Annotated in this window: 24 protein-coding genes; 13 read left to right on the plus strand and 11 right to left on the minus strand. The window is 67.3% G+C overall.

Annotated elements, in window-relative coordinates; all coding sequences use genetic code 11:
* Position 1: 1 nt before the first annotated feature.
* The 3 genes from OG203_RS36480 to ligD all read right to left on the minus strand — a co-directional run bounded on the left by OG203_RS36480 (position 2) and on the right by ligD (position 2,229).
* Positions 2 to 340, minus strand: a complete 339-nt coding sequence (locus OG203_RS36480) for a YciI family protein (protein ID WP_405161747.1) — start codon at positions 338 to 340, stop codon at positions 2 to 4.
* Entirely contained in the window at positions 337 to 1,119 is a 783-nt protein-coding gene (locus OG203_RS36485) for an SRPBCC domain-containing protein (protein WP_405161748.1), read from the minus strand. The genes OG203_RS36480 and OG203_RS36485 overlap by 4 nt, the downstream gene beginning before the upstream one ends.
* A gap of 135 nt (positions 1,120 to 1,254) precedes the next feature.
* A complete protein-coding gene (ligD, locus tag OG203_RS36490) occupies positions 1,255 to 2,229 on the minus strand; it encodes a non-homologous end-joining DNA ligase (RefSeq protein WP_405161749.1) in 975 nt (324 codons plus the stop codon).
* Positions 2,230 to 2,314: 85 nt separating this feature from the next.
* Between ligD and OG203_RS36495 the strand changes: the two genes are divergently transcribed.
* The 3 genes from OG203_RS36495 (at position 2,315) to OG203_RS36505 (ending at position 3,136) form a co-directional block, all read left to right on the plus strand.
* On the plus strand, positions 2,315 to 2,563 hold the full coding sequence (locus OG203_RS36495) for a DUF6364 family protein (RefSeq protein ID WP_405161750.1): 249 nt from the start codon (positions 2,315 to 2,317) through the stop codon (positions 2,561 to 2,563).
* Positions 2,560 to 2,868 carry a hypothetical protein gene (locus tag OG203_RS36500; RefSeq protein WP_405161751.1) on the plus strand — a complete coding sequence of 103 codons (309 nt, stop codon included), beginning with the start codon at positions 2,560 to 2,562 and terminating at the stop codon, positions 2,866 to 2,868. The genes OG203_RS36495 and OG203_RS36500 overlap by 4 nt, the downstream gene beginning before the upstream one ends.
* 64 nt (positions 2,869 to 2,932) lie before the next feature.
* The gene (locus OG203_RS36505) at positions 2,933 to 3,136 is read left to right on the plus strand and encodes a hypothetical protein (protein ID WP_405161752.1); all 204 of its coding nucleotides are present in this window, start codon (positions 2,933 to 2,935) and stop codon (positions 3,134 to 3,136) included.
* A gap of 197 nt (positions 3,137 to 3,333) precedes the next feature.
* Here the strand turns inward: OG203_RS36505 and OG203_RS36510 are convergent, their stop codons facing one another.
* The 3 genes from OG203_RS36510 to OG203_RS36520 all read right to left on the minus strand — a co-directional run bounded on the left by OG203_RS36510 (position 3,334) and on the right by OG203_RS36520 (position 9,171).
* Positions 3,334 to 4,389, minus strand: coding sequence for a 3-oxoacyl-ACP synthase III family protein (locus OG203_RS36510; RefSeq protein ID WP_405161753.1), 1,056 nt, complete (start codon positions 4,387 to 4,389; stop codon positions 3,334 to 3,336).
* Positions 4,386 to 6,209: a ThiF family adenylyltransferase gene (locus OG203_RS36515; protein WP_405161754.1), complete on the minus strand. Its 1,824-nt coding sequence runs from the start codon at positions 6,207 to 6,209 to the stop codon at positions 4,386 to 4,388. The genes OG203_RS36510 and OG203_RS36515 overlap by 4 nt, the downstream gene beginning before the upstream one ends.
* An 838-nt stretch (positions 6,210 to 7,047) precedes the next feature.
* Positions 7,048 to 9,171 carry a RecQ family ATP-dependent DNA helicase gene (locus tag OG203_RS36520; protein WP_405161755.1) on the minus strand — a complete coding sequence of 708 codons (2,124 nt, stop codon included), beginning with the start codon at positions 9,169 to 9,171 and terminating at the stop codon, positions 7,048 to 7,050.
* A gap of 288 nt (positions 9,172 to 9,459) precedes the next feature.
* Between OG203_RS36520 and OG203_RS36525 the strand changes: the two genes are divergently transcribed.
* On the plus strand, positions 9,460 to 10,578 hold the full coding sequence (locus OG203_RS36525; RefSeq protein WP_405161756.1) for a GGDEF domain-containing protein: 1,119 nt from the start codon (positions 9,460 to 9,462) through the stop codon (positions 10,576 to 10,578).
* A gap of 29 nt (positions 10,579 to 10,607) precedes the next feature.
* Here OG203_RS36525 and OG203_RS36530 read toward each other — a convergent pair whose 3' ends face one another.
* Positions 10,608 to 11,531 (minus strand): alpha/beta fold hydrolase, encoded by a 924-nt coding sequence (locus OG203_RS36530; protein ID WP_405161757.1) that lies wholly within the window; start codon positions 11,529 to 11,531, stop codon positions 10,608 to 10,610.
* Positions 11,532 to 11,673: 142 nt separating this feature from the next.
* On the opposite strand from OG203_RS36530, the gene OG203_RS36535 reads away from it, so the two are divergent.
* Positions 11,674 to 12,156, plus strand: a complete 483-nt coding sequence (locus tag OG203_RS36535) for a hypothetical protein (protein ID WP_405161758.1) — start codon at positions 11,674 to 11,676, stop codon at positions 12,154 to 12,156.
* 39 nt (positions 12,157 to 12,195) lie between these two features.
* On the opposite strand, the gene OG203_RS36540 is transcribed toward OG203_RS36535, so the two are convergent.
* From OG203_RS36540 to OG203_RS36555, 4 genes are all read right to left on the minus strand, one after another.
* Entirely contained in the window at positions 12,196 to 13,419 is a 1,224-nt protein-coding gene (locus tag OG203_RS36540; RefSeq protein WP_405161759.1) for an RtcB family protein, read from the minus strand.
* 91 nt (positions 13,420 to 13,510) lie between these two features.
* Positions 13,511 to 14,581 carry an amidohydrolase family protein gene (locus tag OG203_RS36545; protein WP_405161760.1) on the minus strand — a complete coding sequence of 357 codons (1,071 nt, stop codon included), beginning with the start codon at positions 14,579 to 14,581 and terminating at the stop codon, positions 13,511 to 13,513.
* A gap of 1 nt (position 14,582) precedes the next feature.
* Positions 14,583 to 15,953 (minus strand): glutamine synthetase, encoded by a 1,371-nt coding sequence (locus tag OG203_RS36550; protein WP_405161761.1) that lies wholly within the window; start codon positions 15,951 to 15,953, stop codon positions 14,583 to 14,585.
* A 302-nt stretch (positions 15,954 to 16,255) separates the two neighbouring features.
* Positions 16,256 to 17,134: a ribokinase gene (locus tag OG203_RS36555; protein WP_405161762.1), complete on the minus strand. Its 879-nt coding sequence runs from the start codon at positions 17,132 to 17,134 to the stop codon at positions 16,256 to 16,258.
* Positions 17,135 to 17,213: 79 nt separating this feature from the next.
* Between OG203_RS36555 and OG203_RS36560 the strand changes: the two genes are divergently transcribed.
* From OG203_RS36560 to rsfS, 8 genes are all read left to right on the plus strand, one after another.
* Positions 17,214 to 18,479: a glutamate-5-semialdehyde dehydrogenase gene (locus tag OG203_RS36560; RefSeq protein ID WP_405161763.1), complete on the plus strand. Its 1,266-nt coding sequence runs from the start codon at positions 17,214 to 17,216 to the stop codon at positions 18,477 to 18,479.
* Between the two features lie 44 nt (positions 18,480 to 18,523).
* The gene (locus OG203_RS36565; RefSeq protein ID WP_405161764.1) at positions 18,524 to 19,408 is read left to right on the plus strand and encodes an AAA family ATPase; all 885 of its coding nucleotides are present in this window, start codon (positions 18,524 to 18,526) and stop codon (positions 19,406 to 19,408) included.
* A gap of 4 nt (positions 19,409 to 19,412) precedes the next feature.
* Positions 19,413 to 20,840, plus strand: coding sequence for a vWA domain-containing protein (locus tag OG203_RS36570; protein ID WP_405161765.1), 1,428 nt, complete (start codon positions 19,413 to 19,415; stop codon positions 20,838 to 20,840).
* Between the two features lie 9 nt (positions 20,841 to 20,849).
* Positions 20,850 to 21,191 carry an MmcQ/YjbR family DNA-binding protein gene (locus OG203_RS36575; RefSeq protein WP_405161766.1) on the plus strand — a complete coding sequence of 114 codons (342 nt, stop codon included), beginning with the start codon at positions 20,850 to 20,852 and terminating at the stop codon, positions 21,189 to 21,191.
* 60 nt (positions 21,192 to 21,251) lie between these two features.
* Positions 21,252 to 23,102, plus strand: coding sequence for an HSP90 family protein (locus OG203_RS36580; protein ID WP_405161767.1), 1,851 nt, complete (start codon positions 21,252 to 21,254; stop codon positions 23,100 to 23,102).
* Positions 23,103 to 23,105: 3 nt separating this feature from the next.
* The gene (locus tag OG203_RS36585; protein WP_405161768.1) at positions 23,106 to 25,694 is read left to right on the plus strand and encodes a hypothetical protein; all 2,589 of its coding nucleotides are present in this window, start codon (positions 23,106 to 23,108) and stop codon (positions 25,692 to 25,694) included.
* Positions 25,695 to 25,772: 78 nt separating this feature from the next.
* Positions 25,773 to 26,414 (plus strand): nicotinate-nucleotide adenylyltransferase, encoded by a 642-nt coding sequence (gene nadD / locus OG203_RS36590; RefSeq protein ID WP_405161769.1) that lies wholly within the window; start codon positions 25,773 to 25,775, stop codon positions 26,412 to 26,414.
* 26 nt (positions 26,415 to 26,440) lie between these two features.
* Entirely contained in the window at positions 26,441 to 26,857 is a 417-nt protein-coding gene (rsfS, locus tag OG203_RS36595; protein ID WP_405161770.1) for a ribosome silencing factor, read from the plus strand.
* Positions 26,858 to 26,957: the final 100 nt, after the last annotated feature.

Consider the following 26,957-nt stretch of genomic DNA (forward strand, 5'->3'; position numbering starts at 1 on the left):
CTCAGCTCGGATCGGTGAAGAATCCCGCAAGCGGACGCACTTCCACCCCACCTTTCAGCACGGGGGTCAGTCCGGCCAGTTCCATCGCGTGGTCCAGATCGCGTGCCTCGATGACGAACACCCCGGCCAGCATTTCCTTGCTCTCGATGAACGGCCCGTCGGTAATCAGACCATCGCGGACCACCGTGGCGGTCGTGCTCGGCTCGAGTGCCAGGCCTGCCACGATCCTGCCGCCGCGCTCGGCTATCCGCGCAGGCAGTTCTTGGTGGGCGGCCATCACCTCCGGCGGTGGCTCGGTTCCGGTCTCCGTCTCGAAGATCAATACCGCGTACTGCGTCATCGCGTCGCTCCCTGGTCGCCATCGTGTCCAGCACCCGCCATCAGCGGCTCATCGAACAATCTGTGCAGCCACCCCTGCCACATCCGTTCGGCGTGTGGGCCGTCCACGCCGTCCGCGAACAGGTGATGGCCCATACCGAGCGCTTGTCCCCACGCGTCGCGGCCATAGAAACGGTACAGGCCATCCTCGGTCCGCACCCCGACGAACGCCGGGGTGAGATAGTCCAGGACCCCGTCCAGAACCAGGTCCAGCCCTGCGGGATGTAACCGAACCTGATCCCCCTGTACCGCGCCGAGCGGCAAACCCAGCGCACGGCACAACCTTGTGAACGAGCCCTTCTCCGAAGTGGCCGCCGACCCCTCGATGCGCAGGTAAGTGGCATCGCGCCCCTTGAAGTAGCGCAGATACTGTTCGAGCGAGTGGTAGTAGAACGCGGTGTGTCCACGACACGCGTCATAGCGGACGTCGTAGTCGTGTGGCTCGAAAAGGCCGGTATGAACGAACCGCAGATAGGTGGTATCCCCGCGGTCCTCGAGGCGGTAGTCGAGGTTGTTCCACCAGCCGTTGTCCTCCTCGCAGCGGGTGCCGAAATGCGTCGGCGGCTCCCACGCCGTCACGATGCCACCGGCCGTGGTCAGTCCCGATTCCTTACCGCCGAGCCACGGCTCGTACTCGATATTCCAGTACCAGCCCTTGGTGTACAGGGTGAACGCTTCCCACACCTCACCCGGCCTCGCCGGTAGCTCACCCTCGAACCCCACTTCGAACTGTTTCGGCATTCTCGATCGTCCTCTCGTCATGTGCCCGACTACCTTGACGACAAACGAGGCGACGCGGAATCGACAATGCTCGACCGAGCAGCTCGTAGCGGAGTGATCACAACCCGAGACGCGCTGCACTCGGCAGCGGGTTGGTCAGTCTGTGTCGAGGTCGGTTTCCGCGTCGAGGTCGGCGTCCACCTTGTCGCGGTCGGCCCATTCGAGCAGCTGGTCGATCTCGAAGACGGCGTCGTCGATGCCCTCGTGCAGGTCGCCTAGGTCAGCGAAGCGGGCGGGGACGGTTTTGATGGTGAAGTCGCGGGGGTCGATGTCGGGGATCTCGTCCCAGCGGATCGGGGTGGAGACGGTGGCCGATGGCACGCCGCGGACGGAGTAGGCGGCGGCGATGGTGTGGTCGCGGGCGTTCTGGTTGTAGTCGACGAACAGCATCTCGGGGTCGCGGTCCTTGCGCCACCAGGTGGTGGTCACGTCGTCTGGGGCGCGGCGTTCGACCTCGCGGGCGAAGGCGAGCGCGGCTCGGCGCACCTCCTTGAATCCCCAATTCGGCGCGATGCGGACGTAGACGTGTAAACCCTTGCCGCCGGACGTCTTCGGCCAACCGATCGCACCCAGCTCATCGAGCACCTCGTGCGCGACCTCGGCCACCCGCTGCACCCGCGACCACGGGCAGTCCGGCATCGGATCGAGATCGATGCGCCACTCGTCGGGGCTCTCGGTGTCGGCCGCGCGGGAGTTCCACGGATGGAACTCGACGGTCGACATCTGCACGGCCCAGATGACGTCGGCCAGTTCGTGCACGCAGAGCTCGTCGGCGTGCCTGCTGTAGCGGGGGAAGTAGACGCGCACCGTGTTGATCCAGTCGGGCGCGCCCGCGGGCAGCCGCTTCTGGTGCACCTTGTCCCCGGCCAGCCCCTTCGGAAAACGGTGCAGCATGCACGGGCGATCACGCAGCGCGCGCACGATGCCGTCGCCGACGCTCAGGTAGTACTGCACCAGGTCGAGCTTCGTCGCGCCGGACTCCGGGAAGTACACCCGGTCCGGGTTGGAAACGCGGATCGTGCGGTCGCCGACATCCAGTTCGATCGCCGACGCCGCAGCCTTGCTGGCCACGCGTCCGACGATAGCCGACGCGACAGCGTGCTCGCCGTCCGAAAACACGCTTCGGAATCTGCTGCGTTCTGGTATGCATGAGGGTATGAGTAAGGCGACGCGCGTAACCGTGACGCTGGATCCGCAGGTGGCCGAATGGGCGAAGCAGGCGGCCGACCAGCAGAATCGCAGTCTGTCCTCGGTGATCAACGCCTCGCTGCGCACCGCGCTCGTGCACGACAGCCTGGCCAAGCTGGCCGTCGACGACGCCGTCGAACAGGCCGCGGCCTACGACGACCTCAACGTCACGGAGGCGGCCGAAACCGACGCCCGCCGCAACCGCGGCGCGGCATGAGACGCGGCGAGGTCTGGCGTTACTCCCCGGCACTGCGCGACGGCACCCCGCTGCCAAGACGCATGTCGGTCGTGCTGGTTTCCGACTCGGCGGTGATCACCTCTCCGTACCGCTGGCTGCACGTCGTCCCGTTGCGCGACGCCGACCCCGGCCACGTCCTGGCCACGTACACCGAACACGGCTGGGCCGACACCCTCGAACTACACCGCGCCTACCGCCCCTGGCTCACCGAGCAACTCGGCGAACTGACGACCACCGAATCCGAATCACTCGACGCCAGGTTGCGCGCCACCCTCAGCCTGTAAACCACCAGCTTCGCTGCCCGCGAACACCAGTGTGCCCGCCGGTCCGGCGAGCACACTGGACCTCATGAGAAAACTATTGCGAGCCATTCGAAGATTGTTGGGCGGCAAGGTAACCACCGGCGGCGGCCGACCGGGTCGCGAAGGTGGCGGCGGCACCGCGGGCGTCCGCGAACCCCGACGCCCGCTGCCTCCGGACAACCACCTGAGCGCGACCCGACGGATCGAACCTGACCCGAAAACGATCACCCTCCCGGACTCCCGCCACTGACCGGACTCCCGCCACTGACCGAACGCTCGCCACTGACCGAACGCTCGCCACTGACCGAACGCTCGTCGCCGACCGAACGCGGCGGCACGGCGGGTGTCCGGGAACCCACCGCCCACTATCCCCGCCGCGCCGCACAGGTGATCGAACCCGAACCGCGAACGATCACCGTGCACGACCCCCGTCAATAACCGCGCCGCTCAGCCCAATTCGCCCGGATCGGCCGTAGGATGCCGAAAACACAGTGTGCCCCACTGGAATCCGGCGCCGATAGCAGACATCAGATAGGTGTCACCGGCGCGAATACGGCCACGGATGCTGGCGTGATGGAGTGCGGTGAAGACACCGGCGGAACCGGTATTGCCGAGCAGGTCGAGGGTGATCGGTGCCCGCTCCATCGGCACCCCGAGTTCGGTCATGGCCGCCGTGAGGATGTTCAGGTTGGCCTGGTGCAGGAAGAAGTGGTCGATCTCGGTGACCGGCAGGCCCGCGCCCTCCGCGGCGGTGCGAATGCTGTGCGGCAGTTGACTTGTCGCGGTCGCCCACACGGCCCGGCCGTCCATCCGGAGATAGTGATCCCGGTCGGCGACGGTGAGTTCGGTGGTCGGCAGCCGCGATCCACCCGCCCGGATCTCCACGTCGTAGGACAGTTGCGAGCCGAAATCCCAGGCGAGCAGCCCGGCGCCGGGGGATTCGGTGCGGGTGAGGACGACAGCGCCCGCGGCATCGCCGAAGAACACCCCGGTGGTCCGGTCGCGCGGATCGGTGACCCGCGAGGCGCAGTCGGCGGCCACGACCAGGACCGCCCGCGCCGACACCTGTAAGAGGTGCGCCGCGACCAGGATCGCCTGTAATCCGTTGGCACACGCGGCCTGGGTGATGTCGAGTGGTAGTGCGTGCTGCGCGCCGATCTGCTCCTTGACGATCAGCGCCGTGGACGGCAGCGGTTGGTCCGAGGTGTAGCTGGCCACGATGATCGCGTCGAGGTCGGTAGCCGCGAGTGCCGCGTCGGTCAGCGCGGAACGGGCCGCCGCGGCGGCCATATCCGAGACCGCCAGATCCGCTGCCAGCCGCCGACGTTCGCGGATGCCGGTGCGGTCGACGATCCATTCGTCGGTCGTGTCCAGCGTCCTGGTGAGCTGCTCGTTCGTGATGACCCGGTCCGGCAGGTGTATTCCGGTGCCAGCCACCGCGATCGGGAGCGCCGGGCGCACCGCTGTGGTCCGCGGTACCGCACCTTCCAGCACCGCGCTCATGCGAACGTGCTCTCGAGCGGCGCGACGGTGTTGTGCTCCGGCGCGATCAAGGCCTCGAGATCGATATAGAACCGTCCGGACTCGCACGGCATCCCGAGCAAGATGCGCCGTGCCGCCTCCGCGACGAGCGCGCCGCCGAGTGTGACATCCGAGGCGAGTTGCGGCCAACTGCTCAGTGTCCGACCGATTTCCGGGAACGCCGCGGCGAGCTCCGGGCTGATCCGATCCGCGTCGACCATCGCCAGGATGAGATCGGCTTTGTCCTGCGCGGTCAGCGTCGGCAGGTCGCGGGCCGTGATGGTGCCGAGCCTGCCGTGCAACAGCGGTCGGTCCGGCTCGGTGTCGAATCGTTCGATATCGAGCATGCCTCGGTCGTTGCAGTCCATGATCACCGGAATGCCAAGGGCGCGAGCATGTTCACGAGCCGCGATCTTGACGTACGGGGTATCGCATTCCTCGACGAGCAGGTCGATCGCGGCCGCTCCGGTGCCGAAGAACTCGGCCATGTTGGCGTCGGTGAGCCCGGTCGGCATGATCTCGATGTCCAGGTACGGGTCGATCTCGAACAACTGGCGCGCACACAGCACCGCCTTGCCGACGCCGATGTCGTGCACTCCGGCACGCAAGCGGTTCATGTTCGACAGGCTCAACTCGTCGAAGTCGGCGAGGCGGAAGGCGCCACCGATCCCTTCGAGAGCCAGGGTGATCGCGGCGCAGTTACCCACCGACAGACCGACTATCCCTATCCTGCGGTCGAGCAGGCGGCGCTGTTGCGGGCGTTGGATCTTCTCTCGATTGCGATCGGTGCGGACCAGGCGGAACTCCGCGCGCGGCAGCACGTGCACCAGTCGCGCGGACCAGGGATACCAGACCCAGGTGCCGTACGCCCACGGCTCGACTCCCGCGAGCTGGGTGGCTATATCGGCGTCGAGCGCGCTGTCACTGGTGCGGCGGGCGGGCTCGCGGCTGTGGATCAATTCGACGAGCTGGGTGTCGATGGTGTCGTGCACCGCGCCGACCACCCCGGATTCGAGCAGCTCGGTCAGTGCGGCCCGATCGGCGGTGCGCGTCGGTTCGAACAACACCGGCCGCCAGTCGTTGTCACCGGGCGTGCGCGGTCGCAGGGCCGACGGTGCGGCGTGCTGATCCGTCGGAAGCGTTGTGGCGTAACGGCCTATCGGCGCCCAGGTCGGGAACCGCGTGGACATCTCGGCCACCAGGTCGGTGTATTCGCCGGCACCTGCCGCCGTTCGGTGTACCAGGATGACCACGTCTTCGGTGTAGCACTCGACATAACGTCGGGTGCCGGGCACCGGGTGGAAGCCGAACCGGCCATGGAACTGATCCTGGCCGTCCTTGGTGCCGGAGGTGCCGATCATGATCTTCGCGCCGAGGTGGTGGGCCGCGCCGATCGCGACGGCGTTCAGAAACGCGCCCAAGCCAAGTTTGCGGGCACGATGCTCGACGACCAATCTGCTGTGCTCGAACGTCTCGCCTGCGGTCACGCCCTCGCTGGCGAGCACCGCGTCGTAGGCGTCGTCGCCGAGGTACGCGCGCGACTGGAACAGGTCGCCGGTGGCCGGAGTGGACAGCCGGATATAGCCGAGCGGGACGCCGTCCGGCTCACGCCGAGCAACGAAATGCCATGCACCATAGTCCAATTCCTGATCATCGACGTGCGTACCGTCGGCGGCTTGAAAGTCGGGTCGCCGACCACGGTCGTACAGGATCCGGGCACGCAACTCGCGCAACTCACCGACCAGATCCGTATGTTCGGTGCCGTCGCGTGGCACCGAACACGCCGAAATATGCCACTGCACAACAGGATTACGATCGCATGCGGAATATCCGTGCGTGGGCGCGCACGGTCCGCCCAGGGTTGCCACCGGACGTGGTCCTTTCCAGGGATGCGTGAAAAAGGGGTTTGGAGCTGGCAGATATGCCGAGCGACGAAGCGGAACCACAGTGCGCAAATGCGATAACTACTGGCAGAACCACAGCGAAAAGAACGCGAGACCCTCGCGCAAAGCAGCGCGATCCCGCGATCGCTACATAGTAGCTACATTTGATCTTGAGCACCAAAGGGACGATTCGGGCACCCCCGATCCCCGCACCCAGACTCGGGATCCGCACTCGAAATAGGGCCCTATTCCGAGTGCGGATCCCAAGTCCGGGTGCGGATCTTGGTGAGACCACCCGGGAAGTGGCGCTGACCGACCTCGCTGTTGTCGAGAGTGTTGTGCCGTCACCACAGCCAGATGACCACCTCGGGAACTTGGCATCGCGCACCTGACGTGCGCCTAAAGCCGGGTACGGCAGGCGACGCGCCCACACTACTCACAGGAATACCTGGGTGGGTCTTCAGCTCACTGGGCTGGTTGCGTCGGGAGTTCTTAGCTGTACTCACCCGGTGGGTGTACCTGTCCCAGGGAATGACCGAGTAGTGCTGAGCGCGTCGCCTGCCGTACCCGGCTTTCTCTGCCGCAGCCTGGGATGGGCAACGCCTGAGTTCCAGCGTGCGGACTGGCTGTGGTCCCGTTGACTGAGCTTCCGGGATCGAGGCGAGTCAAATGGTTGTTGCTGGAGTTGAGGCGAGTCATATGGTCGCTGTTGAAGATCAATTAGCGACCATATGACTCGCGTCGATGCTCAGCTGGCCTAGGTTACCGATGCGAGGGCGAAGGGGAGGACAGCGTCCGCCCCCGCGGTGCGCAGGGCGTGTGCGGCGAGGGTGAGGGTCCAGCCGGTGTCGGAGAGGGTGTCCACCAACAGGATCGGGCCTTCGATGTCGGTGAGGTCGGGGACCTCCCATGAGTCGAACAGGCCAGCGACGCGGTGCGCGGAGTTGGCGGCGGACACCGGTGGGCGGTCGGGACGGTTCGGTAGCGTGCCGAGATCCTGGAGTCGACCGATCTCGGCGAGGCCTGCCGCGAGGGTGGCGGTCAGCACGGGGTAGCGCGGGGATTCCAGCGCCAGCACCGATGTCGGGCGGGTGTCCCACTTCCAATCGCGCAGCACGGCGACGCAGGCTTCGAAGACCTTCTCCGGAATGGGATCGTCGGGCCCGTCGAGCAGGGTGCGCAGGCGCTGGCCCCAGCCGAGGTCGGTCAACCTGCCGAGGACGCGGCCGGTCTCGGCGCCGCCGGTGATCTTGCCGGACAACGGAACACCGAGCTTCGCCATGCCGGTCGGCCACTGCTTGCGCGGGCTCAGGTCGAGCCCCGGCCGGTCGAGGCGGGCCCGGGTGGCGGCGACCGCCTCGGCGTCCACCGTGACATCGGGCCGGGTACCGGTGCAGTTGTCGCAGCGGCCGCAGCCGGTCGAATCCGCTTGTTCCGCAGACAATCCCGGGTCATCCAGCTGACCGCGCAGGAATTCCATCCGGCAGGCCGTCGTCGATTGATAGTCGACCATCGCCTGCTGTTCGACCTCACGCGCCTCGGACAGCCGCTCGTAGCGTTCGGTGTCGTAGGTCCACGGCTGACCGGTGGAGACCCAACCGCCGCGCACCCGGCGCACCGCACCGTCCACATCGAGCACCTTGAGCACCATCTCCAGCCGCGAGCGGTTCAGCTCGACCAGCGGTTCCAGTGCGGCGGTGGACAGGGCCCGGTCCGTATCGAGCGCGTCGAGCACCGAACGCACGATGTGCTCGCGCGGAAACGCCACGGAGGCAAAGTAACTCCAGATCCGCGCGTCCTCCGGTCCTGGCAGCAGCACCACCTCGGCGCGCTCGGTGCCACGACCGGCACGACCGACCTGCTGGTAGTAGGCGATGGGAGAGGACGGCGCACCGACGTGCACGACGAAGCCGAGATCGGGCTTGTCGAAACCCATCCCGAGCGCCGAGGTGGCGATGAGCGCCTTCACCTCGTTGTTCAACAGCGCCGACTCCAGCGCCTCGCGCTCGGCGGGATCGGTCTGGCCGGTGTAGGCGGCGACGGTGTGTCCGTGCGAGTTCAACACGTCGGCCAGATCGTGGGCGGCGGCGACGGTAAGCGTGTAGACGATGCCGGAGCCGGTCAGGGTGCGCAGGTGCCCGCTGAGCCAGGCGGTGCGTTCCACGGCGTCGGCGAAACGCACCACCGACAGGTGCAGCGACTCGCGATCCAGCGTGCCGCGCAACACCAGGGTGTCGGTGCCGATCTGAGTGGCGACGTCGGTGACCACCCGGTCGTTCGCGGTCGCGGTGGTGGCCAGCACCGGCACGTCCGAGCCGAGATCGGCGATGAGCGTGCGGATACGCCGATAGTCGGGCCGGAAGTCGTGGCCCCAGTCCGAGACGCAGTGCGCTTCGTCGATCACCACGAGACCCGCGTCGGCGGCCAGTCTCGGCAGCACCTGATCGCGGAAGTCCGGATTGTTCAGTCGCTCCGGGCTGACCAGCAGCACGTCCACCGCGCCCGACGCGACCTGGGCGTGGATCTCGTCCCATTCGGTGACATTGCCCGAATTGATCGTCGCGGCAACCACACCCGCGCGTTGCGCGGCGGCGACCTGGTTGCGCATGAGCGCGAGCAGCGGCGACACGATCACCGTCGGCCCGCGCCCGGCCCCGCGCAGCAGTTTGGCGGCGATGAAGTAGACCGCCGACTTACCCCAGCCGGTGCGCTGCACCACCAGCGCGCGCCGTCGCTGCACCACCAGCGCCTCGATCGCCGTCCACTGGTCCTCCCGCAGCCGAGCGTCTGGTCCGGCCAGTTCGCGCAGCAGGTGTTCCGCGCGCTCGCGAAGGTCGGGTGCGGTGAGGTCGATCGCCGGGACATCGGTCGCCGTGGTCATGCGCTCCATCGTGCCCGACGGTACCGACACGAACCGCGCTCGTCGCGCTCGCCCGCCTCGACCGTGCATGTCGGGATCGATACCGGTCGGACTCTCGGTATGCGCCGCGATGTGTCCTACACTGCCTGAATCGCCGCGACGACGTCGGAATCCGGCCTCCGCGGCGGCGTTCACCACAGTGAGTGCGGTTCGAGACGATACGAGGCTTCCGTAGACGCCGAGGACGAGTCGAATGAGCGAGCGTAGCGAGTGGGTCATGGCACAGCCGAGCGTGCGTGAGGCGCGGTTGTGAACGGCTATGTGCGTTTGCTGCGGGACTGGTGGCGGGACGGCGTCGACTATCGCTGGGTGGTGAACGCCCTCGCCTCCCGCTCGGCGCTCGGGGTGGTCAAATTCGCCATCGGACTGTGCGGACTGGCAACGCCGCTGATCAGCGTGCTGACGGTGACATCGTCGGCGGGCCCGCAGAACGTGCTCGGCCGCACGGTGCTGTGGTGCATCGTGGCGGCGGCGGTGGTGTGGGTCGTGCGCTGGTGGTGGTTGCCGTGGCCGAGCAGACTGGAATCGCTGACATTGCTCGCGGTCGGCGACGTCTGCATCACGGTGGTCTGCGTGCTGAGCCCCGGCTATGTCGTCCGGTCGGTCGGGATGATGCTGCTGTTGATCGTCGGCATCTATGTCAGCGCTTTTCACAGTCCGCAGGTGCTCGCCGGGCACACAGCGTGGTCGTTGCTCTCCGCCGTGGTGCTGTCGATACCGCTGTTCGGTGTCGGCGACGCGGCGTCGGCGGTGATCATGATCCTCGGCATGGTCGCGGCCACGGTGGTGCCGCCCGGGCTGCAATTCTGTTACTGGGTGCTGCGCACCGACATGCTCTCCGATCCATTGACGACGCTGTTGAGCAGACGTGGTTTCGAATACCACTCCGCGATGGTGGTCGGTGGCTCCGGTCCGGTTCCGGTCTGCGTGATGATGGTCGATCTGGATCGGTTCAAAGCCGTCAACGACACCTTCGGACACTCCGCGGGCGACAAGGTGCTGGTGTATACCGCCGATCGGTTGCTGCACGCGGCACCCGCGCACAGCATCGTGTCCCGGCTCGGTGGCGAGGAATTCGCGGTCGTCGCGCGCCTGCCCGTGCCGACCGCGGTCGATGCCGCCGAGCGACTACGCAACGCGGTCGCCGAACCGGTCGGGTCGATCTCGGTCACCGCCAGCATCGGCATCGCCGTCGCCGACGCGGGTGCCGACGGCTACAGCCGCAGCCGTCAGCTGGTGCAGGATCTGATCCGGTGTGCCGACAGCGCGATGTATCAGGCGAAACAGCGTGGCGGAAATACCGTGGTTGTCGAGCACATCACCGCGCTGCAGGGCATCGACGACCACGATGCGACGCGGACGGCTTGACAATCGAATCAGGTTCCGCCACAACGGGTTCAGGCGGTTTCCGCGGCGAGCGTGATCAGACGCGCGCGGACCAGGTCGGGGCGTTCCTCGGTGATGAAGTGGCCGCAGTTCGTCACCCGTTCGAGGGTGTAGTCGTCGGCCTTCGCGGTCTCGGCGGCGGCGAGCGAATGGTGCACGGCAGCGTCATCGACGCCGAACAGGGCACGGATCGGGACGGTGGCGCGGCGGGTTTCCCCGTGGCGGCCCGCGCGGGGCATTTCGCGGAGCAGGAAGGTGCGGTAGGTATCGGTCGCGGCGCGGGCGACGACCGGATCGCGGAACCGATCGGTGTAGGCACGCAGCACGTCCGGACCGAACTCCGCATGATTCTTGATGCTCTTGGCGAAGATCAGGTCAAGGAAGCGGGTGTGCTGATGCAGGTAACTCCCGAACGCGGCGACGGGCGGCTGATAAACCATGAACCGCCACAGATGCGGCAGCACGGAACGCGGTGTCTGCCACGGATGGGCGATGTTCAGCACCAGGTATCCGTCGAACCGTTCGGGCTCCCGCAACACCATGAGGTGGCCGATGTAGCCGCCCCAATCGTGGCCGACGAGCAGCACGTGGTCGAGGCCGAGCGCATCGATCAACGCCAGGACATCGGAAGCCACTTCGTTTTTGGCCCATCGATGCGGTGCCGGACCGGACCAGCCATAACCCGGCAAATCCGGCACGATGATGCGCAAACCCTCCGGCGGATCGGCAAGCAGGTGACGGTAGGCGTAGTGATGCTGCGGCCATCCGTGCAGCGCGAGCACCGGCCGCCCGGCCGCGGGCCCGGCCTCGGTGACGTGGAAGCGGACACCGCGCGCGGTGACAAAGGATCGGCGAACGCCCGGAATTACCGGGGGATCGGCCGCTTCCGTCGCGGTCGGAGTAGCTGAGCCGGAATCCCGTTGCTGCTGACGCATACTCGATGGTAACCAGCCGCGCTGCCCATCTCTACGGCTTGTTCACGCACATCGGCGCGGCATTCGGCGCGAAATGACCATGAACGACGGAGAATAGGGCGAGAGGATTCCCGACATCGGGGGTCCGCGCAGGAGGGCAACCATGTCGAGCCAATATCAGCCGCCCGCGGGCTGGTCGCCGCCGGGCGCCCAGTTCCAGAGTCGCAGCGGCTTCGGCCGGACGCTGACCGGCACGCTGATCTCGTTGGTGATCACCCCGATCGGGGTGGGGCTGGCCGCGCATGGCGCGCTGGATACCAGGCAGTGGGTCATCCTAGGCAGCTCGTCGGACCGCTGGAGTTCGAACTTCCAGATCATCGGCGGCGCGGTGCTGCTGTTCCTGGTGGCGGCGCTTGCCGCGTTCTCCCCGGTCGGCACGGCGATCGCGGGGCTGGTGTGGGGGCTGATCCCCGGGATCCTGCAGATCGTTTTTCCGGACGACACCTACAAGCAGGTCGAGAATCTGCCCGAGCTGTCCGACGATTTCCATCTGGCACTGCACAATTGGATACTGAACGGCTTCGCGCTGTTCACCGGCGTGTTCTTGATCGGCGCCGCGTTCGCGGCCACGCTGCGGCGCAAATGAACCGGTGCCGCGCCCACATGTGGTGGGCGCGGCCCGAATTCAGCCCTTGACGCAGAGCACCTGCCGCAGCGTCGCGACGATATCGACCAGGTCGCGCTGTGCGGCGATGACCTCGTCGATGTCCTTGTATGCGGCGGGAATCTCGTCGACAACCCCCGCGTCCTTGCGCGACTCGACGCCCTCGGTCTGCGCGACCAGATCGGCGACGGTGAACTGCTTCTTCGCCGCATTACGGCTCATCCGCCGTCCCGCGCCGTGCGAGGCCGACTGGAACGAGGCCGGATTTCCCTTGCCGCGCACCACATATGAACGAGTACCCATCGAACCCGGAATCAGCGCGAGATCGCCCGCGCCCGCCCGGACCGCACCCTTGCGGGTCACCAGCATCGGGATGCCGTCGATGAGCTCCTCAGCCACATAGTTGTGGTGACAAGAAATAGGCCGTTCGAAACGCACCGGACGCCCGGCGAATTCGTCGCGCACCGCGCGGCACACCAGGGCGAGCATCACCGCGCGATTGCGTGCGGCGTACTCCTGCGCCCAGGTGAGGTCGCGGCGGTAGGCGGCCATTTCCGGTGTCCCGGAAAGGAATACGGCTAGATCGCGATCGGGCAGATCGACGTTGTGCGACAGCTTCCGTGCCACGGCCATATGCCGCTCGGCGAGTTCCTTGCCGATATTGCGGCTGCCCGAATGCAGCAGAATCCACACCGCGCCGTCCTGGTCGAGGCAGACCTCGATGAAGTGATTGCCGCCGCCGAGGGAGCCCATCTGCTTGTGCGCCTTGGCTTCTCGGTTCTGCACTCCGTCATCGAGCGAGGAGAACGAGCCCCAGAAGTTGTCCCAGCCCGACCGCAGCGTCGCGGTGCTCGCGCCGAGCGCGGAGACCTCGCCGCCGAGCTTGGTGACGTTGACCGCGCTGTCGTGCGCGCTGAAGCCGACCGGGACCGCGGCCTCGATCCGAGACCGCAGCGAGCGCAGGTCATCGGGGAGGTCCGCGGCGGTGAGGTCGGTCTTGACGCTCTCCATACCGCAGCCGATATCCACCCCGACCGCTGCCGGGGACACCGCGTCCTTCATCGCGATCACCGAGCCGACCGTCGCACCCTTGCCGAGGTGCACGTCCGGCATCACGCGGACGCCGTGGACCCATTTCAGCGCGGCGATATTCCGCAGCTGCTGCAGCGCGGCCTGCTCGACCGCGTGCTCTTCGGCCCACATAAGCGTCTGCGCGCGGGTGCCGCGCAGCTCGACGGGAAACATTGTTCGATCCTTTCGTTGGTTTTCCTGATCAACGGTAAAGATCGACGCGGGTAAATGCACTCGAATAAATACGCGGTGCGGTCGAGTATTTCTACTGAGCGGGGGTGCTCGGGTAAGCGTCCTCGGCGTTGATATGCGCGATGCCCGCGGCCAGGCGTTCGGCGTCGGCGGTGGTGATCAGGTCCTCGGCGATCCATTCGTCGAGCAGCCTGCCGAGGCTGCGCCGCCACCAGAACGCGCCGAGAAAGTGCAGTTCCGGCAGGCCGTAGCCGTCCGACGAGTAGCACAGCGAGCGGAAGGGGGCGAGTTCGAGCGCTTCGGCAAGCACGGCCTGCGCGCGGTGCCCGACGTAGGGGACGGTGAGTCCGATATCCATGCGGGCATGTCCGAAGGCGTGTGCCAGGTAGGCGGCATTGCGGTGAAATGGCCAGCAGTGCAGCAGCATAACGATGAGGCCGGTGTTCGCGGTTTTGCGGAGAAAATCGGTGAGCAGCGATGGATCCGCGCGATGTAGGCGCAGGTCGGTATCGCCGAAGCCGGTGTGGAATTGCAGGGGCAGGCCGAATTCGGCGCCGATGCGGGCACCGAGTCCGACCAGCCAGCCGAGCAGATCCGGATCGGTGAGGCGGTGGCCGGGGATCAGCGCCCTCGGTGGTCGATCGCGCAGCGGGAAGTCCAGGCCGCATCGGTAGGCGACAATGGTCTTGAGCCCCACCGCATTTCGGGCCCGCTCGCGCAGCGTGGCCTCGATCTGGTCGAATACCGTCTTGCCCGCGCCAACCTCGGCGATGACCTGCTCGGCGACCTGCTCGAGCCGTACCACCTCGCGCACCTCGCCATCGGTGAGCGGGCTGAATTCCGCTGTGCCGCCGCCGAATCCGGTATCGAGGAACCAACTGGTGGTGCCGGTGGCGCCGAGCAGTCGCACGGCGACCTCGCGCCAGCCGAGTTCGGCCCGATGGGTCAGGTAAGCGTCCGGGCCGACGTGTGGCGGCAGGTCGAGGGCCGGTGCGCACCAACGGCGGACCGCGAGGCCGATCGCGGAATCGAAACTGCCGGTTGGTCCCTCGCCGAGTAGTCGCTCGAACCCGGTTCGGTCGAGGTCGTGCGGGACGACACCGTGACAGTGATGGTCGGTGAGGGTGAGACCGTCGGTCAGCACGTCAGAACCGCCAACGGGTCAGTGCGACAAGCTCTTCCGGGCTGGTGTCCTGGCAGCGTTCGGCCTCGGATCGGCGCACGGTGAGTAGCGCGTCGTGCAGTTCGGGGCCCATCGCCTCGGCCAGTACTTCGGAGTCGGCCAGCCGATCGGCCGCCTCGGCGGGGCCGGTCGGCAGCCTGCGCACGCCGGAGATCAGCAGCTGTTCGGCATCGAAGGTGACCGGGTCGCCGCTGATTTCGGCGGGCAGCCGCAGTTCCTCGGCCAGACCGGCCAGACCGGCGGCGATCACCGAACCGACGATCAGATACGGATTCCCGGTCGCGTCAAAGCATTTGATCTCGGCGTTGGCGGCCCACTCCTCGGTGCCGCGCACGCCGGTGATGAAACGCAGTGCCGCCTCCCGGGTTTCCCGTCCCCAGCACTGCCAGGCGCCGGCCCATCGCGAGGGCACCAGGCGTAGGAAGCTCGCCGGATTGCCGGCGCCCACCGCGACGAGGGCGGGCAGTTCGCGCAGGACACCGGCGAGGAATGCCTCACCGGCCTTGCGCATTCCGTACGGGCCGTCGCCGGTGGCGAAGAGTGGACCCTGGTCGTCCTGCGCCGAAAAGTGCAGGTGCGCACCGGAACCGGTGCCGTCAGGGTCGAGGCAGGGGGCGAGCAGCGCGCGCCAGCCGTATTGCAGGCTCACCTGTCGGATCGTGTGCCGCACCAGCACCGCGTCGTCGGCGGCGCCGACCGGATCGGACGGTTGCACCGACAGTTCCAGTTGGCCCGGCGCGTACTCCGGGTGGAACTGGTCGACGAGAATGCCCTGCCGGTCCAATATCGCGACCAGTTCCCGCGCGTAGTCGGCGACCTGCCCGAGTCGCACCAGGCCGTAGGCGGGGCCGTGGACCGCGGGGACAAAGTCCGTCGTGTCATCCCGACCAACAGACCATTCGGTCTCAAATGTCATGGAGAGGCGCAACCCGGCCTGCCGTGCGGCCTCGGCCTGTCGGGTCGCGAAACCGCGCTGACAGGCGGCGAACGGTGTCCCGTCCTGGGTGTACTTGTCGGTGGGTGCCCAGGCCCAGCCCGGCTGGCAGGCGAGCTCGGTCAACATCGACAGATCCGGGACCAGCCGCAGATCACCGTCGGGCCCGCCGAGGTATTTGCCGACCGCCATCAGGTCATCGAAGCCGAACGTCTCGAAACAGGGCGACACCCCGACCCCGTTTCGCGCCGCCAGCGCCAGCCGCCGCATCGGCACCGTCTTCACCCTGGTGATCCCGGCATTGTCGACAAAGGTCAGCGCGACGATATCGGCATCCAACCTGCCGATGAGTGCTTCGTTGTCGCCATCGAACGGTATGCGCTCCGGCATGGTGGCCATGAACGTCAACGATAGTCGGCGGCACGATCCTCGGCGTCGACTTTTCCACCCGTGGCGGCCGATCGCCCGGCTGACGGTCGGCGACTAGCAACCCCGGACCGATCACGGTGCGCGCCACCGGATTAGCGCAGGGTTTCGTGATCGAACGGGACATGACGGCGGTCCTACTCGCACTTTGGCGCCGTCATGTCCCGTTCGGTCATGAGCGCGGTGGTCGCTCGGAGACTGGGCCCATAGCCGATGCGGTGGCGGACCGCCGGGCGGATGCCTGAGTGGATCGGGGGCAGCTCTTGCCGGACGCGTTATTGCGTGGGGAGGGCGGCGGTGATTTCGGCTTCGGTGGGGATGGAGGTGCTTGCGCCGAGTTTGGTGGTGGCGAGTGCGCCTGCCGCGCCCGCCCAGGTCAGGGCGTATTCGGGGCCGCGATGCCAGGCGGCGGCCAGTGCTCCGGTGAAGGTGTCGCCCGCGCCGGTGGTGTCGATGACGTCGACCTTTGGGCTCGGCTGGGACAGCTCTTTGCCGTCGGGCCCTCGATAGTCCGCGCCGTCCGCGCCGCGCGTCACGACCACGTGGGTGACCGGGTCGAGGGCGGTGCCGAGCTGTTCGGCCTCGCCCGAATTGACCACCGCCACATCGACATTCGCCCACAGCTCGGGCGGAAGATCCTGGGCGGGGGACGGATTGAGCAGCACCGTTGTGCCGTTCGCCCGCGCGTGCCGAGCCCCGGCCAGCACCGTATCGATCGGAATCTCCAACTGGCACAGCAGAATATCGGCGGCGGCGATCACCTCGAGGTCCGCCGCGCTGAGCTCGGTCATCCGCGCATTCGCCCCACCGACCACGATGATGCTGTTCTCGCCGCCACCATCCACCACGATCGCGGCCACACCACTCGCCCCGTCCACGTTTCGCAGCCGCTCGACACCAACCCTCGAATCCGTCAGTACGCGCCGCAATTCCGCCGCGAACACATCGTCACCGACCGCCCCGAGAAACTGCACGGCCCCACCGGCCCGCCGCGCCGCGATCGCCTGATTCGACCCCTTCCCTCCGGGCACCATCGCAAACCCGGTACCGAGCACCGTCTCGCCCGGCATCGGCCGCCGATCGGTAGTCGTAACCAGGTCCATATTGATACTGCCGAGCACCACGATCGAGGGAACATCCGTCTTTTGGGCCATGCCGTCAAAGGCTAATGGAGGCGCTGCCACCTCCTACAGCGGTGGATCCGGCCTGATGCCGGATCAGTACGCTGTACCCATGACGGTAGGAACGACGACCGAGCCGGATGTCCGCGAGGTGGTGCACGATGCCGCACGCAAGGCTCGGGTCGCGTCGCGCGTGTTGGCGCAGCTGACCACGGCGCAGAAGAACGCGGCGCTGCATGCCGCCGCCGATGCGCTGCTCGCCGCTGCCGACGCGGTGCTCGACGCCAATGCTGAGGACGTGCTCGCGGCGCAGTCGGCGAACGTCGAGGAATCGCTGATCGACCGGCTGCGGCTGACCAAGTCCAGGATCGACGGCATCGCCTCGGGGTTGCGTCAGGTGGCCGGGCTGCCCGATCCGATCGGCGAGATCGTGCGCGGCTCGGTGCTGCCGAACGGCCTCGAAGTCCGCCAGGTGCGGGTGCCGCTCGGGGTGATCGGCATGGTCTACGAGGCCAGGCCGAACGTCACCGTCGACGCGTTCGGGCTGACGCTGAAGTCAGGCAACGCCGTGCTGCTTCGCGGCTCCTCCTCGGCCGCGCACTCCAACGCCGCACTGGTCGCGGTGCTGCGGGAATCCCTTGCCGCACAGGATCTTCCGGCTGACGCCGCGCAGCTGCTGCCCAGCGCGGACCGGTCGAGCGTCACCCACCTGATCCAGGCACGCGGCTTGGTCGACGTGGTCATCCCGCGCGGCGGTGCCGGCCTGATCAGCGCCGTCGTCCGCGACGCGACGGTGCCGACCATCGAGACCGGCACCGGTAACTGCCACGTCTACGTGCACGCGGCCGCCGACCTGGACATGGCCGAGCAGATCCTGCTCAACGCCAAGACCCGCCGTCCCAGCGTCTGCAATGCCGCTGAGACCGTGCTCATCGATGACGCCATCGCCACCGTCGCGGTGCCCAAGCTGATCGAGGCGCTGGAGCGGCACGGCGTGACCGTGCACGGCGACCTGCCCGGCCTGGTGCCCGCGAACAACAAGGACTGGGGCGAGGAGTACCTCACCCTCGATATCGCGCTCAAGGTGGTCGATGGCCTGGACGCGGCCATCGAGCACATCAACACCTGGGGCACCGGGCACACCGAGGCCATCGTCACCGCCGAGCTGGCCGCGGCCCGCGAATTCACCAGCCGAGTCGACGCCGCGGCCGTCATGGTGAATGCTTCAACCGCGTTCACCGACGGTGAGCAATTCGGCTTCGGCGCCGAGATCGGCATCTCCACCCAGAAGCTGCACGCCCGCGGACCCATGGCGCTACCGGAGCTGACCTCCACCAAGTGGATCGTGTGGGGCGACGGCCAGATCCGGCCGGTATAGGTAATAGGGAGCGAGCCTCGCTCGCCCCCAAGGAAGGACTGCACGTGGCCCCCACCTCCGAGACGACCCAGGAGCCGATCTTCACCTCGGTCGACGATGTGATCGATCAGCTGGCCAGCACCGGCTACCTCGCCGACAAAGCCACCGCCACCTCGGTGTTCCTGGCCGACCGGCTCGGCAAACCGCTGCTCATCGAGGGTCCGGCCGGTGTCGGCAAGACCGAACTGGCCAGGGCGGTCGCGCAGACCTCCGGCGCCGAACTGGTCCGGCTGCAGTGCTACGAGGGCGTCGACGAGGCCCGCGCGCTCTACGAGTGGAACCACGCCAAGCAGATCTTGCGGATCCAGGCGTCGAGCGAAAACGACTGGGAAGAAACGAAAGCCGACGTCTTCACCGAGGAATTCCTGCTGTCGCGGCCGCTGCTCACCGCGATCCGGCGCAGCGATCCGACGGTGCTGCTGATCGACGAGACCGACAAAGCCGACGTAGAGATCGAGGGTCTGCTGCTCGAGGTGCTCAGCGATTTCGCGGTGACCGTCCCCGAACTGGGCACCATCGTCGCCACCCGCAAGCCCTTCGTGGTGCTGACCTCCAACGCCACCCGCGAACTGTCCGAGGCACTCAAGCGCCGCTGCCTCTACCTGCACCTCGACTTCCCGGACGAGGAACTCGAGCGCCGCATCCTGGCCAGCCGGGTGCCGGAGCTGTCCGCCGCCGTCGCCGCCCAGCTGGTGCGGATCGTGCACGTGCTGCGCGGCATGCAGCTGAAGAAGCTGCCCTCGGTGGCTGAGTCGATCGACTGGGCCCGCACGCTGCTCGCGCTCGGCATGCACGACCTGGACGACTCGGCCGTGCGGGCCACGCTCGGCGTCGTGCTCAAGCACCAGAGCGATCACCAGCGTGCGCTGGCCGAGCTGAAGCTGGCCTGATCCGATGTCCGCGCGAGCACAGCCCGCGGCAGATGTGGAACTGAGCGCGCCGCACGGGCTGCCCGGTCATCTCGTCGGGTTCGTCGAGGCGCTGCGCGAGCGCGGTATTCCGGTGGGTCCCTCGGAAACCGTGGACGCGGGCCGCGTGGTGACCGTGCTCGACCTGCTCGACCGGGACGTGTTGCGCGAGGGGCTCGCGTGTTCGCTGCTGCGTCGGACCACGCATCGAGCGACGTTCGACCGGCTGTTCGATCTGTGGTTCCCGATCGCGATCGGGGAGCGTACCGCCGGCCGTGACGAGGTCGAGATTCCCAGGACGCCGACGGGCGAGGTGGATATCGCGGCGCTGCGGGAACTGCTCGCGGATCTGTTGAGCCAGGAAGCTGGCGATGGTCGGTTGGACGCGTTGGTCGCTCAGTTGGTGGAGCAGCTCGGTCAGTATCAGTCCGCCAGCGGGTCGTCCTTCTCGGCCTATCAGGCGTTGAAAGATGTTCAGCCGCAGACCTTGCTGGCCAAGATCCTGGCCGGGCTGGCGGCCGGGCCGGACACCAGCGCGTTCGACACCGAGATCGCCCGGCGGGCCGCGCGTGGTCGCATCGACGCGTTCCGGGCGTCCGTGGAGGCGGAGACGCGGCGGCGGGTTGCCGAGCGGATCGGCCGTGAACGGGTCGCCAGTTATGGTGTTCCGCGCCAATCCGAGGACGTCGACTTCCTGCGCGCCTCGGAATCCGAGCTGATCGAGATGCGGCGCAGCACGCAGCGGCTCGCGCGCATTCTCGCCTCGCGACTCGCGGTGCGGCGCAGGCATTCCCGGCGCGGTGAGATCGATCTGCGTAAGACGCTGCGTAGGTCGATGTCGACCGGCGGGGTGCCCATCGACCTGGTGAACCGCAAGCCGAGGCCGGGTCGGCCGGAGCTGGTGTTGCTGTGTGACGTGTCCGGCTCGGTGGCCGGGTTCAGCAACTTCACGCTGCTGCTGGTCAGCGCGCTGCGCGAACAGTTCTCGCGGGTAAGGATTTTCGCGTTCGTCGATCAGACCGACGAGGTAACGCAGTTCTTCGATCCGCGCACCCAGCTGGACAAGGCGATGAACCGGATCTTCACCGAGGCCAGCGTCGTCGGGATGGACGGGCACTCCGACTACGGCAACGCGCTGGCCGGATTCGCCAGGGACTACCCCGATGCCGTCACCGCGCGCAGCTCACTGCTGATCCTCGGCGACGCGCGCACCAACTACCGCGACCCGGAACTGGAAACGCTGCGGTCGCTGGTGCGCACCGCCAAGCACGCGCACTGGCTCAACCCGGAGATGGAAACCAACTGGGGTTCGGGCGATTCCGCCGCCGACAAGTACCGGCAGGTGATCGAGATGCACGAATGCCGCTCGGCCAGCCAGCTGACGGCCGTGGTGTCGATGCTGCTGCCGGTGTGAGGAGCCGACATGGATGACGCGAAACTGCTGAAGTACTGCCTGGCGAAACCCGGTGCCTGGCAGGACGAACCATGGGAAGGCGATGTTGTCGCGAAGGTCGGCGACAAGATCTTCGCGTTCCTCGGGACGACCTCGGTGGGGCTCAAGTGCGGGCGCACGCGAGAGGAAGCCGACGAGCTGACCCGGGTGTATCCGGATGATGTGTCGGCTTCGGCGTATATCGGGCGGTACGGGTGGAACGTAGTGAAGTTCGGCGGCGCGGTGCCCGACGATGAGCTGCGGGAACTCGTTGATCAGTCCTACGACGCGATTGTCGCCAAGCTGCCGAAGTCCAAGCGGCCGAAGGCCTGATCGCCCATCATCAGCGTTCGTTAAGCGAACCATTGGGCATTGCCGCAAGGATTGCCCACCATGGTCGAGAGAACGCCCAGCGGTGTGGCGGCGGTGCAGGACAGCTATACGTTTCAGGTGGATCTGCGGGGGATCGTCGACTTACTGTCTCACCACCTGTATTCCAGTCCACGCGTGTATCTGCGCGAGTTATTGCAGAACGCGGTGGACGCCGTCACCGCGCGCGCCAAGCGGGACCGTTTGGCGCCTACCGCGATTCGGATCGGCATCGACGCGACCGGCTTGCGGATCACCGACCCAGGGGTTGGCCTGACCGAGGCGGACGTACACCGATTCCTGGCGACCATCGGCCGATCGTCGAAGCGTGACGATATCGAGGGTGCGCGGCGAGAGTTCCTCGGGCAGTTCGGCATCGGCCTGCTGGCCTGCTTCACCGTTGCCGAGACGATTCGCGTCGTCACCCGGTCGGCCGACGATCCCTCGGCCGCACCGGTCGAATGGCTTGCCGCGGCGGACGGCACCTACTCGGTGCGTCTGCTCGAACCGATGGAGTATCCCGAGCCCGGCACCACGGTGCACCTGACGCCGCGAGCCGGATCGGAGTCGTGGTTCGTGCCGCGCCGGGTGATCGAACTCGCCCGCGAATACGGCTCATTGCTGCCGTACGCGGTGACGGTCGAGGCAGACGGCGTCGTCGTGCCGATCACCGACGGGCCCGCGGTGTGGCATCGGGACTACCCGTCCGCCATCGAACGGCGCGACGCGCTGCTCGAATTCGGCGAGCGCACACTCGGATTCGATCCACTCGACGTTATCGAACTCGACGCGGAACTGGCCGGAGTGAGCGGCGTCGCGTATGTGCTTGCGCAGCCGGGCAATCCGGCCGAGAGCAGCGCGCACCGGGTGTATCTGAAGGGCATGCTGCTCGGCGACGCTGTGCGCGGGCTGCTGCCGGACTGGGCGTTCTTCGTGCGGTGCGTGATCGACACCGACTCGTTGCGCCCGACCGCCTCTCGCGAGGGGCTCTACGAGGACGAGCGGCTGTCCATCATCCGCGAGGTGCTCGGCGACCGAATTCGCGACTGGCTCACCGAGATCGCGGCCGAGCAGCCGCAACGGCTCGCCGCGTTCCTCGCGGTGCACGCGCTCGGCGTCAAGGCGATGGCCAGGCATTCGCCGGAACTGTTCCGGATCATGCTGCCGCACTTGGGCTTCGAGACCACCGACGGGCGGCTCCCGCTGACCGAATTCGCGCGCAGGCACCCGGTCATCCGGGTGACGGCGACGGTCGAGGAGTTCCGCCAGGTCGCCGCGACCGCGGCGGCGCAGGGGATCGGCATCGTCAACGGCGGCTACGCCTATGACCGGGAACTCGTGGCGGCGCTGCCGCGACTGCTACCCGGTGTCGAGGTGATCGACCTGGACACCGACGCCATCACGGCCGCGCTTGATCCGGTCGACCCCGCCGAGGAACTGGCATTGACGCCGGTCCTCGCCATTGCCCGCGCGGTGCTCGACCCGCTGTCCTGCGACGTGATCGTGCGTGCCTTCCACCCGGTTTCGGTGCCCGCGCTGTACCTGGACGGACGCGGCGCGCGCAACGAACGCACCAGGGCGGAGACCGCGCTCGGCGCCAACGAGCTGTGGAGCGAGATCCTCGGCGCGCTGGATGCCGCCGCGCCGCGCGCCCAGCTCGTGCTCAACCATCACAGTCCCGTCGTGCGCAGGCTGGCCCGCATCGGCGATCCGGCCTTCCTGAAGACGGCGGTGGAATCGCTGTACGGGCAGGCACTGCTGATGACCCACCGCCCGCTGCGGGCGGCCGATACGGCGCTGCTCAACCGCGCCTTCGGCGAATTCCTCAGCTGGGCAACCCAACGTGCCGCGGGCACCGGCGAAGAGACGGAGTGAAACGTGGACACCGCCGAGATCAATGAGGCGCTCGCGCACGTCTACTCGTTGCCGCACGGACGACTACGCGTCGAACGGCTGGAAATGCTTGCGGCGATGGCGAAGTCGGGCCCGGACCGGCACCTCGAGGGCCGGGTGCTGCTTGAGCTCGCCGAGTCGTACACCTACGCGAGCGAACGCGATCTGGCACCGGTCGCCTACGGCAGGCTGTTGCGGATCTACGACGAATTCCCGGCCGAGCTAGGGCCGCTGACACATTCGGTGCACTGGTACCTCAAGTGGATGACCTGGGGACTGATCGACAACCCAGCGATACCGCTGCCGACCGTCTACCGCTGGTTCGACGAGCTCGAAAAGCGTTACCGCCAGCGCGGTTACAGCCCGCGCCCGGTGCTGGCGCTGCGGGCCCAGCTGGCGCGGAAGCTGGGTGACGTCGAGGACGGTGCCCGGTTGCACGAGGAAGCCATGGGGGCGCCGCGCGACGGTATGTCCGACTGCGACGCGTGCGAACGCAACGAATGGGGCACCAGCAGAGCGGCTTTGGGGGATGACGCGGGCGCGCTCGCACACTGGCAGCCGGTCATCGACGGCGATCGCACCTGCGCGGAAGAGCCGCATCGCGTGCTGGCCCAGGCACTGCTCCCGCTGATGCGCACCGGCCGCATCGCCGACGCGCGCGGCGCACATCTGACGGGATACCCGCTGGTCCGGCACAGCGACAGCCTGCGCCCGTCGGTGGCGATGCACATCGAGTTCTGCGCATTGACCGGCAACGAGGGCCGGGGGCTGGAAATACTCGCCGAACACGCCCGCTGGCTCACCGACCCCGGCGCCGACGCCGGTGCCCGCCTCGCATTCATCACCGGAGTATGCGTGCTGCTACGCAGACTCGCCACCCTCGGCCTCGGCTACCTACCGGTCGCCGGCGAGACAGTGGATTCCATACTGGCTGAGCTCGATACGGAGATCGCCGGGTTGTGCGCGCGATACGACCTTCGCAACGGAAACGCGGCGGTGAGCACCCAGGTCACTACACGTCTCGCGAGACAGCCACTGCTGGAACGACTTCCACTCGGCTTGCGCAGTAGATTGCCGCAGGCCGCGGGGATTGTTCCTGCGGCAGGGGAGGGCGCTTTGGGAGCTGCGGCTTCTGCAGACGGTGTTGCTGCGCACGATGAAGCTTCTGCGGCCGGTGCTGCTCCTGAAGAGGGGACGTCCCCAGCAGGTGGTGTAGTTTCTGCGGATGCCGCCGCCAGAGGGGGAGGTCCTGCGGGTGGTGGCAGTTCTGTGGGCGGCGTAGCTCCTGTTGACGGGGCTGCTTCGGCAGGTGGTGCTGGTGCCGGGGGTGCTGCGGCTTCTACGAATGGTGCGGCTGCCGGAGGTGGGAGGGCCGATTCGGCGCGTGATGCCACTCCCGTGAGCGGTGATACCACGGCTAGTGGTGTCACTCCTGCGGGCAGTGCTACTCCTGCGAGCGGCGCTGCGTCTGTGGGTGGTGCCGCCACCAGTGGCGTTCCTGCTGGTGGCGGTGCGGGTGACGCTGGCCCCGCGCGTCCCGCGACGGCTGCGAATGGTGGCGCTCTCGTGGCTAGTGCTGCTCGTGTGGGCAGCGGCGTTCCAGTGGGCGGTGCCATCTCGATGGCAGGTTCCGTCTCCCGCGTCGGGGTCGGTTCGTCGGGCGGTGTTGTGTTGGCGGCCGGTGTCGGGCGAAGGATGGTCTCGTCCTTTCCCGAGGAGTGGCCCGAGGGCGTTGTCTCCGACGACGATCGTGTGGCTGAGGTGCATCGGCTGGCGGAGGTAGGTGCTGCTCGGTTGGCAGATGCTCCGGAACAGGCCGAGGCTCGGCTGCGCGAAGCGTTGACGGTCGGTGCGGGGGTATTGGCAGCAGAGCATCTGGCGCGGCTCAGTTCGCAGTTGGTGATCGCTATCGCTGGTCAACCGGATCGTGAGCTCGATCTGGCGGACGCGGCGGTGCGTGCGGCCGCGCGCTGGGAGGGGTTGTCGGAGCCGGATCTGCTGCACCACACCGTGATTGCCGCCCGAGCGTTCCATCGCGGTCGGCGACACGGCGAGGCTGCCGCCCTTTTCGAGGAGGCGATGGCGGCGGATGGGATTCCATATCCGCCAGCCGAACTGGCCGCGGTACGTGCGCAATTCGGCGAATCGTTGAACGCGCTGCACCGATACCACGACGCCGCAAGGCAGTTCGCCCAAGGCGCTCAACTGATCGAGCACGATCCGGACCGCCGCGAACTGCATGCTGAACTCGCCATGTCGGCCGCCATCGCGCTGGACTACTGCGATCAGAACGCGTCAGCGGTGGCGGCGTATCGGCGCGCGGCCGAACTGTTCGGCGATCTCGGGAACGTGGTGTCCAGGGCCCGCTGCGTGCGGTCGGCGGCCTGGCTGCAGTTGTGGGGGCTCGACGCGGAGCCGGGGCGACCGTGGCTCGACGCGATGGAGGCGCTGATCGCCGAGCTGGCGGACAGCGGCTCGGCGAGCGGGGAGGTAGCCGAGGAGCTCGCACAGACCCGTCGGGAGCTGAGCGAGATGCTCGACGCGGAAGACGGGTATGGGCTGGCGGGCGATTAACGGTCGGCCGCTCAGCGCTCGCCCGCTGCGGCTTGCCGCCCCCGGCGACCCGAACCCGACCAGTTAAGCTCGGCACTCATGCAAGAGACAGGTCGGCGCGGCCGCAAACTGGGCGTGATGGGCGGTACCTTCGACCCCATCCACCACGGTCACCTGGTCGCCGCCAGCGAGGTCGCGAATCGGTTCGCGCTCGATGAAGTGATCTTCGTCCCCACCGGTCAGCCCTGGCAGAAGGCCGATAAACAGGTCAGCCCGGCGGAGGACCGCTACCTCATGACCGTGATCGCGACCGCCTCGAACCCGAGTTTCTCGGTCAGTCGGGCCGACATCGACCGGGAAAAGGTCACCTACACCGTCGACACGCTGCGCGAGATGCGCAACAAGCATCCCGACGCCGAGCTGTACTTCATCACCGGAGCGGATGCGCTTGCCAACATCCTGACATGGCAGGATTGGGCCGAACTGTTCGAACTGGCGAGGTTTGTCGGGGTGAGCCGTCCGGGGTACGAGCTGAATACCGATCATCTCGAGGAGCATCTGCGCGATCTTCCGGCCGATGCGGTGACCATGGTCGAGATCCCGGCGCTGTCCATCTCGTCGAGCGAATGCCGTCGCCGCGCCGCCGAGAACCGGCCGGTGTGGTACCTCGTCCCCGATGGCGTGGTGCAGTACATATCTAAGCGGCACCTCTATGTGCCCGCAGGAGCGGAAGGTAGCTGAGTGAGCGAGCGTAGCGGGGGGCACCGATGAGTGCCTCTGTGGAGTCGGTCGAGATCGCGCAGGTCGCCGCGCGGGCGGCGGACGAGAAGTTGGCGCTCGACGTGGTGGTGCTCGACGTGTCCGAGCAGCTGGTGATCACCGACTGTTTCGTCATCGCCTCCGCGCCGAACGAGCGTCAGGTCAACGCCATCGTCGACAATATCGAGGACAAGCTGCGCGAGGCCGGGCACAAGCCGGTTCGGCGCGAGGGCACTCGCGAGGGACGCTGGGCGCTGCTCGACTACGTCGATGTCGTGGTGCATGTCCAGCACAACGACGAGCGCAATTTCTATGCGCTGGAACGGTTGTGGAAGGACTGCCCGGTGGTGCCGGTGGACGGCATCGGCGGACCGGAAGCGCGGGCCGCGGCGGTGAACGGTGACGCGGAGAGCGACACCGAGTGAACGAGCGAGTCATCGGTAAGGCAGCGTTGCTCGCCACCGCGTCGAGCGTCAGAAAGGCGCGACTGTGAGCGAGCGTCAGCGAGCGAACCGACGACACAGC

Source organism: Nocardia sp. NBC_01499 (assembly GCF_045040275.1).
Taxonomy (GTDB): Bacteria; Actinomycetota; Actinomycetes; order Mycobacteriales; family Mycobacteriaceae; genus Nocardia.